The sequence below is a fragment of the Halobaculum magnesiiphilum genome (assembly GCF_019823105.1).
Taxonomy (GTDB): domain Archaea; phylum Halobacteriota; class Halobacteria; order Halobacteriales; family Haloferacaceae; genus Halobaculum; species Halobaculum magnesiiphilum.
Genome location: NZ_CP081960.1, coordinates 243,311 through 255,938, shown reverse-complemented (window position 1 = coordinate 255,938; position 12,628 = coordinate 243,311). Strand labels below are relative to the sequence as shown.

General features: G+C 64.9%; 9 protein-coding genes and 1 pseudogene. 7 read left to right on the top strand and 3 right to left on the bottom strand.

Annotated elements, in window-relative coordinates; all coding sequences use genetic code 11:
- The first annotated feature begins 16 nt into the window (after window positions 1-16).
- On the top strand, window positions 17-1,321 hold the full coding sequence (locus tag K6T50_RS17705; RefSeq protein WP_222609172.1) for an acetamidase/formamidase family protein: 1,305 nt from the start codon (window positions 17-19) through the stop codon (window positions 1,319-1,321).
- Window position 1,322: 1 nt separating this feature from the next.
- Here the strand turns inward: K6T50_RS17705 and K6T50_RS17700 are convergent, their stop codons facing one another.
- Together K6T50_RS17700 and K6T50_RS17695 are read right to left on the bottom strand one after the other, a co-directional pair.
- A complete protein-coding gene (locus K6T50_RS17700; RefSeq protein WP_222609171.1) occupies window positions 1,323-1,595 on the bottom strand; it encodes a MoaD/ThiS family protein in 273 nt (90 codons plus the stop codon).
- 98 nt (window positions 1,596-1,693) lie between these two features.
- On the bottom strand, window positions 1,694-2,125 hold the full coding sequence (locus tag K6T50_RS17695; RefSeq protein WP_222609170.1) for a hypothetical protein: 432 nt from the start codon (window positions 2,123-2,125) through the stop codon (window positions 1,694-1,696).
- Window positions 2,126-2,513: 388 nt separating this feature from the next.
- Between K6T50_RS17695 and K6T50_RS17690 the strand changes: the two genes are divergently transcribed.
- The 5 genes and pseudogenes from K6T50_RS17690 to K6T50_RS17670 all read left to right on the top strand — a co-directional run bounded on the left by K6T50_RS17690 (window position 2,514) and on the right by K6T50_RS17670 (window position 8,526).
- Complete coding sequence (locus K6T50_RS17690; protein WP_222609169.1) at window positions 2,514-3,968, top strand: bacterio-opsin activator domain-containing protein; 1,455 nt, start codon at window positions 2,514-2,516, stop codon at window positions 3,966-3,968.
- A 73-nt stretch (window positions 3,969-4,041) separates the two neighbouring features.
- Window positions 4,042-4,284, top strand: a complete 243-nt coding sequence (locus K6T50_RS17685; RefSeq protein ID WP_222609168.1) for a HalOD1 output domain-containing protein — start codon at window positions 4,042-4,044, stop codon at window positions 4,282-4,284.
- Window positions 4,274-5,104, top strand: a pseudogene (locus K6T50_RS17680) (sensor histidine kinase). The gene K6T50_RS17685 and the pseudogene K6T50_RS17680 overlap by 11 nt, the downstream one beginning before the upstream one ends.
- A 115-nt stretch (window positions 5,105-5,219) precedes the next feature.
- A complete protein-coding gene (locus K6T50_RS17675) occupies window positions 5,220-5,720 on the top strand; it encodes a hypothetical protein (RefSeq protein WP_222609166.1) in 501 nt (166 codons plus the stop codon).
- 454 nt (window positions 5,721-6,174) lie between these two features.
- Entirely contained in the window at window positions 6,175-8,526 is a 2,352-nt protein-coding gene (locus K6T50_RS17670; RefSeq protein WP_222609165.1) for a receiver/sensor box histidine kinase, read from the top strand.
- Between the two features lie 56 nt (window positions 8,527-8,582).
- Here K6T50_RS17670 and K6T50_RS17665 read toward each other — a convergent pair whose 3' ends face one another.
- A complete protein-coding gene (locus K6T50_RS17665) occupies window positions 8,583-9,617 on the bottom strand; it encodes a two-component system sensor histidine kinase NtrB (RefSeq protein ID WP_222609164.1) in 1,035 nt (344 codons plus the stop codon).
- A gap of 193 nt (window positions 9,618-9,810) precedes the next feature.
- Here K6T50_RS17665 and K6T50_RS17660 point away from each other — a divergent pair, with 193 nt between their 5' ends.
- A complete protein-coding gene (locus K6T50_RS17660) occupies window positions 9,811-12,627 on the top strand; it encodes a PKD domain-containing protein (protein ID WP_222609548.1) in 2,817 nt (938 codons plus the stop codon).
- Window position 12,628 lies beyond the last annotated feature (1 nt).

The window sequence follows — 12,628 nt, the reverse complement described above, 5'->3', positions numbered from 1 at the left end:
ACATAGTCACGATCGCATGTCCCAACAGATACAGGAGGAGCTGGAGGTGGACGCGTTCACCCTCGGCCTCGTCGGTCCCGACCAGGAGTGGGCGGGGACCGTCGCCGACGGTGGAACCGTTCACACGCACACGCCGCCGGCGTGCTGGGGTCCGATGATCACCCCCAAGTTCAGGGGCGGCCACGAGGTGACGCGGCCGATCCGCGTCGAGAACGCCGAACCCGGCGACGCGCTCGTCGTGCGTATCACGGACGTCGAGGTGACGAGCGCGGCCACGAGCACGGGGAGCATGGCCGAACGCGAGGGCGCCTTCGGCGACGATCCGTTCGTCGACCACAAGTGTCCCGAGTGCGGCACCCCCTGGCCCGAGAGCGTCGTCGAGGGAACCGGCGAGGAGTCGATCCGCTGTGCCGAGTGCGGCGCGAACGCGTCCTCGTTCGGCTTCGAGTACGGCTACACCGTCGCCTTCGACGACGAGAAAACCGTCGGCGTCACCGTCGACGAGGACGGCGCCCGGCGGCTCGCGGAGAACGCCGACGAGGCGATGGCGCTCCCAGAGAACTCCCGTCAGCACCCGATCCTGTTGTACGGGCCCGACGAGATGCCGGGCGCGCTCGGCCGGCTTCAGCCGTTCATCGGGAACATCGGGACGACGCCGGCCCGCGAGTTCCCCGACTCGCACAACGCCGGCGACTTCGGGCAGTTCCTCATCGGCGCGAGCCACGACTGGGGGCTCGACGACGAGTCGGAACTGGAGGCGCGCACCGACGGCCATCTCGACTCCAACGACGTTCGTCCGGGCGCGACGCTGATCTGCCCCGTCCGTGTCGACGGTGCCGGCCTCTACGTCGGCGACCTCCACGCGAACCAAGGCGACGGCGAGCTCTCCCTGCACACGACCGACGTGAGCGGCCGGACCGAGTTGGAGGTCGAGGTGATCAAGGACCTGGATCTCGGCGGACCGATCCTGCTTCCCAACGAGGAGGACCTGCCACACATCGCGAAGCCGTACACGGAGGCCGAACGGGAGTCGGGGCAGGCCGTCGCCAACGAGTACGACGTGGACGAACTTCACGACGCCGCGCCGATCCAGGTGGTCGGCTCGGGTGCGACGATCAACGACGCGACCGAGAACGCCTTCGACCGCGCCGGCGACCTCCTCGACATGAGCGAGGGCGAGGTGCGCGGCCGCTGCACCTTCACCGGCGGCGTCGAGATCGCCCGCCTGCCGGGCGTCGTCCAACTCTCCATGCTCGTCCCGATGGAGACGCTGGAGGAGGTCGGGCTCGCGGAGACCGTTCGCGCACAGTACGGACTGTGAACTACCCCCCGCGCATCGCGGGGAACACCCGAACGTCGGCGTCGGGTGGGCAGTGGTCATCGAGGTCTGCCCGGTCGTCGCCGACGGTCACCCGGACGCTCGGGCGCAACGCTCCGTCCTCGTCTCTGAGGTGAGACTCCGAACGTGGGTGGGCCGCACACAGCGCGTCGAGCACGTCGCGGACGGTCGGCCGACCCGGTAGCTCCCCGGAATCGATCTCGACGACTTTCGATCCCGTCGCCGAGCGGAGCGGGCCGTACACCTGAACGTTCACACCTCTTACTCGGCGGCGCCGGACAAAGACTCCGGGGTCACGGCGGACAGCCACGCACCGACTGTCGATCTCCGACGAAGTTGTTCCCGCCCAGTTCGCTACATCACAGCGACGGCGAAGTGGAATACTCCGATGAGCGCGAACCCCGCCGCGACCAGTCGATCGCCCGTGCGAGACCCCATGTGACGCTGGGTCGTCGCGCGGAGAAACCACCATCCGGCGATCCACGCCAACAGGTACGGCGCGAACCACGTCGAGAGCCATCGCGACGCGAGCAACTCCACCAGTCCGATCGATACCAACGTGTAGCTGACGGCATGGTTCATGATCTGGGCGATTCCACGGAGATCCGATCGCTTCGTCTGGTATGTGATGACGAGCAGCTCAAGGGGACGCAGCGGGTCCCCGTCGGTCGGTATCGCGCCGTCGAAATCCAGCAGCCACGGCATCGCGAAGTGAACGATGCCCAGTACGAGGGTGAACGCTCCACTGGCGAGAACGCCGGCCATGAGAACGAGGTCGGGGGACATCCGTTGGCCGGGTGTGCGCCGGGTGGGACATTGGTACTGGTGATCTCCATCAGCGTGTTGTCAGTGGCGACAAATTTGAACGAATCCGTCCGACGAGGCGTGATGCATCCGAACGTGGGTCAGTAATCGTTGGAACTCGAAGGGTATCGAATGGGATCTCTTGATCAAGCACCACGAGGACTACCTCCTCTGGATGCCACTTCAGCCGAATGCCGGGACCGGCTCGAAGAGTTGCACATGGCAGACGCGGAGATGGTTACTGTCGGCTACTTGGACGATACGGACGGTGATTCCGTCACAGGGAGAACCCGATGCCGGCGTAAGCGACCGTTTTTGAAGGAAGTAAAAAAACAGATATATTATAGGATGCAGTCTTAAAAAGAAAAATATGGAAGGTGGTAGGCAAATATATGAAGAAATATTCAATTCTGCGAAAGATGCAATCTTCCTGTATAACGTTATCGAGACAGACTCAGACTACGAGTTCAAGCTTCGTCAGTTGAATCCGGCGCACGAAGCGAAAACCGGACTTTCGGCGGACGAATGCCGTGGTGCCACTCCCCGTGAGATCTTGGACGAGCCACAGGGGAGTGAGGTGACGGCAAACCTATGTCGATGCGCCGACCGCGAGGAGACGATTTCCTACGAGGAGGTTCTCGAGTTGCCTTCGGGGAAGCGTACCTGGCGAACGAAGCTTACCCCGGTGATCAGGGACGGAGATGTCATACAGATCATCGGGATCGCACGGGATATCACGGGACAGAAGGAACGAATCGAAGCACTCCGAAGGGCGAGGGAACAGCTCCATGTCGCTCTCGAGGCAACCAATACAGGTGTCTGGGAATGGAACGTGGAGACGGACGAAGTGTTATGGAACGACGCGCTGGAGCGGTTGGTGGGCATCGAGCCCGGCACCTTCGAGGGGACCTACGACGCGTTTACCGAGTACCTTCATCCCGAGGATATCCAGAAGGTCGAGCGAGCGATAACGGAGGTCATAGAGGGGAGTGGACCGTTCGAGGTCGAGTTCCGAATGGTTCGAACCGACGGAGACACGATATGGGTCCTCGGTCGCGGTGAACTGTATACCCGGGACGGCCCTCGGCGGTTGATCGGAACGACCACGGATATCACCGATCGCAAGGAGAACGAACTGGCACTCGCCCGGCGGGAGATCATCGACCCGTCGATCGAACTGGAACTACACTCGGAGGAGATCGCCGATCTGCTACGAGAGGAATTCAGTGGCGGCATGTATCTCTCGTTCGATGGCATCGTCCCCGGCCCCGACCAGTCGTGGCTGCTCTACGTCACAGTGGAGGGTATCACGCCGACTGAGGTCCGAGCGACACTCGATACAATACCGACCGCCGAGGACGCTCGTCTGTTGAGCACACGGGACGAGCAGTCTCGATACGAGGTCGTCGTCGGGCCGAACTCGGTTGCTGCACGCTTCCGTCAGTTCGACGGGAACCTCCGTTCGATCATCGTCGAGGGTGGAACGTGCAGGCTCGTCGGGGAGTTCCCGGAGACAGTCGACCCTGTGACCGTCGTCGAAACCGTCCGTGAGACGTTCCCCGACGTCGAACTCGCGTCACAGAACCGAATCGCCTCTCCGACGTATCTTCGAACTATCATCGAGGAACAGCTCACGGAACGCCAGCAAACCGTCCTCGGGATGGCCTATCACGCAGGTTACTTCGAACAGCCGCGGAACGTGACGGGTGAGGAACTCGCCTCCCGGCTGAATATCACGAGACAGACGTTCAACACTCATCTCCGAAAGGCACAGCTGGAACTCTTTCAGGAACTGTTCGAAGAACAACTTGAGTTCCCGGACTGACTAGTCAGCGCCCATCATTAGGTTCGGCCAGTGCCATGAAAACTATGTCCAGTTTGGACGGTAAGTGGAACCTATGAGTCTCAACCGCGATATCACCACGTCGATCGTCGAAGCGATCAGTGAGTGTGAGGGCATCGATACATCGGATCCGACCTGTACGTTGTACGAGTATATCGACATCGATGCCATCGAAACCTTGGCCGCCAGGGACGACATCGAATGGCGACTCCACTTTCGCGTCAAAGAGAATACGGTCGTGATAGATAGCCAAGACAGGGTCACAGTCCACTCAGTGACCGCGACTGATGACCACTGATTCTGGCGTCGCGTCCCACACCGGGGCGGTCGAGTACCCGATAGCGGTTCTTCACGTCGATGACGACCCGGATGCTAGCGACCTCGTTCGGACGTTTCTCGAACGGGAAAGCGCCGCATTCGAAGTCGTGACGAAACCAACGGCAAGCGAAGGGATCGATCATCTGCGAGAGAACGACTGCGACTGTGTCGTGAGCGATTACGAGATGCCGGGCACGGACGGCTTGGATTTTCTGGAGACTGTCCGGGATATTGACCCCGACATTCCATTCATTCTGTTTACCGGCAAGGGCAGCGAGGAGATCGCAAGCGAGGCGATCGACCGACCGCTGAATCGAATCGAGGGCATCATCGAGGACGTGCTCCATATCACCCGAACCGGGTCGACCGAAACCGAATTGGCTGCCACGGAGATCGGAGTGGTCGCCCGACGGGTCTGGGGTAAAATGGAGAAAGGAGCGACCAACGCGGATATCGATGTCGGGGAGATCGACCCAGTCATGGCCGATTCCAGCCTCCTCGAACGCTTGCTGATGAACTTGTTCCGCAATACCGTTGAACACGGGGATACGGCTGTCAACGTCGCCGTCAGCCCGGTGGAGAACGGCTTTTTCGTTTCGGACGACGGGCCGGGAATCCCTCCTGATCAACGGGAAAAGGTGTTCGATTAGAAGTTCAGCACAAAGGACGGTGGCTCGGGAATCGGCCTCAAGAGTGTTTCACAGATCGCTGAGGCGCACGGGTGGGAGGTTTCGGTCACAGAAAGCTCGGCCGGCGGTGCTCGATTCGAAATCACCGGCGTGGAGTTCGCCACTCATTGACATCCGTTCGGTTCGACATCGGACCAATACGAACGTCTATCCGAGCCCGGCACGCCGATTTCGCGGGTGATACTCGGAGACGAACCGTTTTCTGTCGTGGTCGGAACCCCCGAGCATGGAGTCGCCAGCGGAGGACGGGTCGTCGATCACGGCTCGCAATCGGTCGCCCCTATCAGACGCCGAAAAGCGGGACATCACCCGGACGGTCGACCGCGCGGTCGCGTACGGGTCCGACGGCCTCGAAACCGACGAGTGGCCCGCCCTCTCCGGCTGCCGCGTCGCGTTCGTCGTCCGGGACGAACACATCGAGGTGCGCCTGCGCTATGACGCCGACCGCCTCCCGGGCCCGGTGGTCGTCCCCGGCGCAGACGACGACACCCCGTCGCTGGTCCGCGATGGCGATACGCCGACAGCGTTCATCACCCTCTCGGAGGCACACGGCGCCCTCTATGAGGATCTGACGGATGCTGCCGGCCACGCCGTGGACCCCTACGCCGTCGCGGTCCCGGACACGCCGGTCGCCCGGGCGGTTGCCGACGGGACGGTCACGTTCATCGCGACGTTGTCACTGCTTACCGGCGAGGGATCCGCCGATCGCCGGACGCACGACTGTTGACCGAGCCGGATCCGTCGTGGTGCAGCATCACGCGTGGGGACGTGTTGAAATTGACCTCCTCCTCCGCGTGAAGACGGAGGAATCCGACCATCGGATTCGGGCGGTCGATGCCCTTCGGTTCCAACCCGCACTCGGAGGGAACCGGCGACACACCGGGGGAACTATCGTTTACCTCCCTCGGAGGGCTGTGGCCCGGCCAATGAGGCCCCGTCGGATTCCATGTCATCGCCGTGCGAACCACCGACAGTTCGCCACCCCGTATGGTTCGAGGACGGCATCTCACCGAATCCGTAGCATCCTGTGAACAGAGACCACGGATTTGAATCTACCGAACAAGCGTGCCTGTTGTCCGCTTGACCCCCGCCTGAAGACGGGGTATGCGCTCGCATCTATATCATGATCGATATTGTAACCGAACGTATATATCGTGGCAACTGAATGATGATCCGTTAGCATGGTCGATCGGATCCGCGTGCTCCACATCGACCCCGAGCCGGAGTCGGCGGCACCGATCGCGGGGCGGTTCGAGCGCGCGGACGACATCGTCGTCGAAGTCGTCTCCGACGCCGAGGAGGGACTCGACCGGATCGCGTCGGCGACGTTCGACTGTGTGGTGTCCGAGTACGCGCTGCCGGAACGAACCGGGATCGAGATGGTCGAACGAGTGCGCGAGGACCGTCCACGTATTCCGTTCGTCATCTACACCGGCGAGGGGAGCGAGGCGATAGCCAGCGACGCGTTCGCGGCGGGCGCGACCGACTACCTCCCGAAGGACGCGGGGACGGACCGACACGACCGGCTCGTCGAACGGATCCGGACGGCGGTTGACCGAACCTGTTCGGTGGAGCGAACTGCCGCGGACGATCGACTCCGGGCGCTGTTCGAAAACGCTCCCAACTCGGTCATCGAGGGGGAGATCGTGGACGGCGGCGACACCCATCGCATCCGGGCGGTCAACGGCGCCTTCGAGGATACGTTCGGGTACGAGTCGTCGGAGGTCGTCGGATCGGACATCGCCGACGTGATCGTTCCCGCCGATCGTATGGCCGAGCACCGGACCGTCAGGTCCCGGATCGCCGATGGGGAGCCGATACTCGGCGAGGCCGTCTGCGAGACGGCCGACGGCGAACGGGAGTTCCTGGTGAGCGGAATCCCGTGGGGCACCGACGGGGACCACGCGGACGGCTGGTACGTGTGGCACACCGACATCACCGAGCGAAAACGCCGGGCGAACGCGATCGAGGAGCTCCACACCGCGACGGGGGCGCTCGTCGAGGCGGCGACGGCCGAGGAAGTGGCACAGATCGCCGCCGACGCCCTCCGCGACGTGCTCGATCTCCCGTTCAACGGCGTCCATTTCTACGACGAGAGCGAGGACGGACTCGTCCCGGTCGCGTGGACGAGCGAGGCCGAGGAGATCGTCGGGGCGCCGCCGACGTTCACCCCCGGGGAGGGGATCGCCGGCCGGGCCTACCAGCGTAGGGAACCACGCGTCTACCAGGACATCACCGAGGCTCCGGAGCTGTTCAATCCGGACACGCCGATACGCAGCGAGATGGCGCTCCCGCTGTCGGATCACGGGGTGATGCTCGTCGCCTCGCGCGAACGCGACGCGTTCGACGACCTCGACGTGTCGATGGCGCGGACACTGGCCGAGCACGCGACTGCGGTGTTACACCGCATCGAGCGCGAGCGCGTGCTCGAGGAGCTTCAGGACCGCACCCAGCAGTTGATGCGGGCGTCCACAACCGAGGAGATCGCCGAGATCGCCGTGGACACGGCCGGCGGGATCCTCGGAGGGCAACTGAGCGGGGTCCACCTCGTCGACGACAGTGGCTGCCGACTCGAACTGGCGGCCCACGCCGAGTCCGTCGAGTCGTCCTTCGACGAGCCCCCGATGTACGAACGGGGAGCCGAGGACGATCCGGCCAGTGCGGTCGTCTGGGGCGCGTTCGACAGCGGCGAGCCGCGACACATCGACGACATCCGCACGCACGAGAGCCTCGCCGCGGAGACGCCGAGCCGGAGCGTGATCGTTCACCCGCTCGACGACCACGGGGTGTTCATCGTCTCGTCGACGGAGCCGAACGCGTTCGACGAGCCGGACAAAACGTTCATCGAGATCCTCGCGACGGCGGCGACCGCCGCGCTCAATCGTGTCGAACACGAGCGGGAGTTGCGACGGCGCAACGAGCAGCTCGACGAGTTCGCCGGACTGATCTCACACGACCTCCGGAACCCGCTCAACGTCGCGCAGGGACGGATCTCGTTGGCCCGCGAGGAGACGGAGACGGACCACCTCGATCCGGCGGCGAGCGCGGTCGACCGAGCCCTCTCGCTGCTCGAAGAGTCGCTCGCGGTCGCGCGACGGGGGCACGACGAGGGGGATCTCGAACCCGTCGAGCTCGCATCTGCGATCTCCGAGTGCTGGATGCACACCGACACGGCTGAAGCGGAGCTGATCGTCGAGACGGAGCGGACCGTCCGTGCGGACCCGAGCCGACTCAAACAACTCTTCGAGAACCTGATCGGGAACGCGGTGAAACACGCCGGCGAGGACTGCCGCATCACCGTCGGCGACATTCCCCGCGGGTTCTACGTCGCCGACGACGGCCCGGGGATCCCCGCCGACGAACGCGATACCGCCTTCGAGGCCGGGTACACCACCGACGACGGGAGCACGGGGTACGGACTGTATATCGTTCAGGAGATCGCGAACGCACACGGCTGGGAGGTCGCCGTCGCCGAGGGCGCGGACGGCGGGGCGCGGTTCGAGGTGACCGGCGTCGACACCGTCGATAGCTAGGACCTCGGTCGACGATGTCGACTACGGGTCGGAGCCGATCGCGGCCGTTCCCGAACTCAAGACCGGAGGTCGAGCCCGCGAAGCTCGAAGCGGGCACCGCCGGTCTCGGCATCGGTCACGTCGACGGTCCAGCCGTGTCCCGTCGCGATCTGCCGGACGATCGGCAGCCCGTATCCGGTCCCGCGGTCGCGCGTCGAAAACCCGTGATCGAAGACCTCCTCGCGAACGTCGGCGGGAACGCCGGGGCCGTCGTCGGCGACGTAGATCCCGTCGCCGTCGGCGAGCCGTCCGACACGCACGGTGACGGTCTCGCCGACGTGGTCGACCGCGTTCCGAAACAGGTTCTCGAAGAGCTGTTGGAGCCGACTCCTGTCGGCGTCGACCGCCCCCTCCCCCAGCTCCACCACGAGCGTCGCCGTGTCGGCGTGGACGGTTCCCCACGCGTCGCGGACACACGCGGCGATCGGAACCGACTCGGTTTCCCCGACGTAGCGCCCCTCCTTCGACAACGCGAGGATGTCATCGACGAGCTTCTCGATGCGATCGAGCGACTCCGCCACGGTGTCGAGCTCGGGCGCGTCGTGTTCCCGGCGCGCGAGGTCCGTATACCCCTGCGCGACCGACAGCGGGTTGCGAATGTCGTGTGCAAGGATGTCCGCGAAGTCGTCGAGGCGCTCCTTCTGGTCGTGAAGCTCCGCCTCACGCTCGCGCTGTCGGGAGATGTCCCTGACGATGCCGGTGAAGTATCGCTCACCGTCGTGGGTGTGCTCGCGGAGGCTGATCAGCGTCGGCACTTCCGTCCCGTCCTTGTGGAGCGCGGGGAGTTCCATGCCGTCCCAGTCGATGCTCCGCTCGCCCGACTCCACGTACCGAGCGAGCGCCTCCTCGTGGATCGGACGGAGCCGCTCGGGGATGATTACCATCTTCGACTCGCCGACGAGTTCCTCGGGCGAGTAGCCGAGGAGGTCCTCGATCGCCGGGTTCGCGTACCGGATCGTGCTCTCCTCGTCGATGGTCAACATCCCCTCCGCGGTGTTCTCTACGAGGGCGCGGTAGAAGTTGTCGGGGGCGGCCGGGATGTCGGGCTCCATTGCTAGACTACCGTCTCGAGGGTTCGAAGACGGAAAAATCACGCGTAGTCACGATCCCGCGGCGAAGCCGTCACCCCCACCGAGTCGTTCGATCGTCGCCGTCGTCCACGTTCGTCGTCGAATGAATCATTCCGGAGACACCATGATCGTATAATGAGATAGATATAAATCACAAATATGTATCTAAATCGGTATGAATCGGCAGTTCGGGAGACGGACCTTCCTCGGGCTCGGCGCCGCCGCGTCGATAGCCGTCGGCGGAACGACGGTAGGGCGGGCGACGTTTTCGGGGCTCGACCAGGACTTCGAGTCCGTCTCCGTCGGCGGGTACCCCGACGGATGGAGGAAGGACGGAGCCACGGATCAGTCGGTCGTCAGCGAACGATCACACGGCGGGAGCAGGTCGCTCCGTATCAAAGGCGGCCACGGCGGCTGCTGGGAGGCGATCGCGAACGCGCCGATCGGCGGGCATCCCGGCGAAACCGCGGTGCGATTCTCGGGGGCGATCCTCCCGGGCGCCGCCGGGTCCTTCGGCTGTCACGACAAGTACTACGCGCGGCTCAAGCTCCGGACCGACGCCGGCGGCGGCTGGTCCGACGGGTCCAGCCGTTCCATCCTCACGATGCACCGAGATGGGACGCTGTATGCACCCGGTAACGTCGCCGTCGGCTCGTTCTCGCCCGGGGAGTGGGTGGGCTATGACATCACCTACCGGTACGACGGCGGCGCCGACGAGATCACGCTCGAGTACGAGATCGACGGCGGGTCGAGCAGGGGAACGACGACTGTCGACGCGGCGAGTTGGGAGACGGACATCTCGTATCTCACGCTCAACAGTGGGGACTTTACGGCGTACTGGGACTCCGTCGTCGCGAAGACAGTCGGCGGCGGGAACCAGGTCCCGAACGCGGCGTTCCAATATGCGCCCTCGTCGCCGACGGTCGAGGACGATGTCGTGTTCGACGCGAGCGACGCGAGCGACGCCGACGGCTCGATCGTCGGCTACGCGTGGGACATCGACGGCGACGGGGACTACGACGCGACGGGCGAGACGGTCGTCCGCTCGTACGACAGCAGCGGTGAGTACCCGGTGTCGCTCCGGGTGACCGACGACGACGGGGCCACGGCGGTGACGACGAGGACCGTCGCGGTCGGCAGCGGAAACTCCGCGCCGTCGGCGGCGTTTCGGATCGAGCCACAGTCGCCGACGGTCGGGGACACGCTCACGTTCGATGCGAGCGGCGCGAGCGATGCCGACGGCTCGATCCGGCGGTACGAGTGGGACCTCGACGGCGACGGCGACACCGACGCTACCGGGCGGACCGTCGAGCGAACGGTCGAGCGCGCGGGGACGTACGAGGTCGTCCTCAGAGTCACCGACGACGACGGGGCGACCGACCGCGCGAGCAGGTCGATAACGGTCGGCGAAGCCGAGAACCGACCCCCGACGGCGGAGTTCGAGGTCTCCCCGTCGCCGCCGGTGGCGGGCTCGACGGCCACCTTCGACGCGTCGGCGAGCACCGATCCGGACGGCTCGATCGCGCGCTACGAGTGGGACTTCGGCGGCGACGGGGGCGTCGATGCGGAGGGTCCGTCGGTAGAACACACCTTCGAGGAGGCCCGCGACGCGACGGTCGTGCTCCGTGTCACCGACGACGACGGCGCCGGCGACGCGGTCGAGCGGACGGTGTCGGTCGCCGAACCGGAAAACGAGCCTCCGTCGGCGGTGTTCGACAGCTCGACGACCGAGCCGATGGCCGGCGAGCAGGTTCGGTTCGACGCGTCGGCGAGCACCGATCCGGACGGGGAGATCCGGGAGTATCGGTGGGATCTGACCGGTGACGGGAGCCGCGACGCGACCGGACGGACCGTCGAGTACGCGTACGAGTCGCCTGGCGAGTACACGGTCACGCTCACCGTCGTCGACGACGCGGGCGCGAAAGGAACGACCAGGGGAACGCTGACCGTCACGGAGAGCCCGCTCGACTCGCTCGCGTCGGCCCACCTGAAGACGGCCGAACGGGTCGACGCGATCTCCGTCGCGAACCTCGACGCGACCGCCAAGGCGCGACGGGCGAACCGGGCGTTCACCGACGCCGTCGAACGGGGGGACATCGATCACGCCACCGCGATCAACGCTATCCGCCGGCTCGACTCGGGACTGAGCGTCACGGAACACACGCTCGAACACATCGGCCCCGCCGACGAACTGAGCAGCAATCGGGTCGACCTGGCCCAGGAGATGGCGCTTCCGACGATCAACACGGCGATGGAGCTGGTATTGACCGTCGTCTCGATCGCGAAGAAGGTTTCACAGGGGGTCGGGCTCGGAACGAAAGCGATCCTGTCGACGGCGAAGTCGAAGGCCAAGGACGCCGTAAAGACGATACTGAAGGGGATGTTGGGCCGGAAGATCGACGCGATGTCGAAGATCAACTACGAGGCCAACACGATCGTCGGCGAGATAATCGCCGGCGGGCTGAACACGGTCGGTGCCGTCAACGACGCCGTCGAGGCCGCGGTCCAACGGATCATCGACACTGTGTCGACGTCGATCCAGTACTACGCCGAGACCCGGATGGCGGCCGGGGTTTCCCCGCTCGTCGGGTCGTTCGTCGGGTCGACGCCGGCGTCGTTGGCGGCCGGCATCGACTTCCTCTATGCGTTCCTCACGCCCGAGCGCGTGGCCGAAGACGGGCTCAGGGGCGACACGAACGCGGCCATGTCAGCGGCGACAGACGCCTCACACTCGATCGCGAACGAGGCCGAGGACACACAGGGGCTCATCCGGGACGCGAAGGAGTTCGGCGAGTCGTTCTCGCTTACGGAGTCGGTGCATCGCCTCTGGAACGATCCCAGCCTCTGGGAGGTCGCGAAGACGATCGGCTCAGTCGTCCTGTTCGTCGCCGGCGGCGTCGTGGACGCGTTCGCGACCGGCGGGGGGATCGGTGCGCTCGTGAAGATCAACGTGACGCATCATCTCGGACTGTTCAACGCCATCAGGGGGTGAC

Coding starts and splice junctions, on each gene's coding strand:
- K6T50_RS17705 (WP_222609172.1), top strand. CDS start 17: ATGTCCCAACAGATACAGGAGGAGCTGGAGGTGGACGCGTTCACCCTC.
- K6T50_RS17685 (WP_222609168.1), top strand. CDS start 4,042: ATGAGTCTCAACCGCGATATCACCACGTCGATCGTCGAAGCGATCAGT.
- K6T50_RS17670 (WP_222609165.1), top strand. CDS start 6,175: ATGGTCGATCGGATCCGCGTGCTCCACATCGACCCCGAGCCGGAGTCG.
- K6T50_RS17675 (WP_222609166.1), top strand. CDS start 5,220: ATGGAGTCGCCAGCGGAGGACGGGTCGTCGATCACGGCTCGCAATCGG.
- K6T50_RS17660 (WP_222609548.1), top strand. CDS start 9,811: ATGAATCGGCAGTTCGGGAGACGGACCTTCCTCGGGCTCGGCGCCGCC.
- K6T50_RS17665 (WP_222609164.1), bottom strand. CDS start 9,617: ATGGAGCCCGACATCCCGGCCGCCCCCGACAACTTCTACCGCGCCCTC.
- K6T50_RS17695 (WP_222609170.1), bottom strand. CDS start 2,125: ATGTCCCCCGACCTCGTTCTCATGGCCGGCGTTCTCGCCAGTGGAGCG.
- K6T50_RS17690 (WP_222609169.1), top strand. CDS start 2,514: ATGGAAGGTGGTAGGCAAATATATGAAGAAATATTCAATTCTGCGAAA.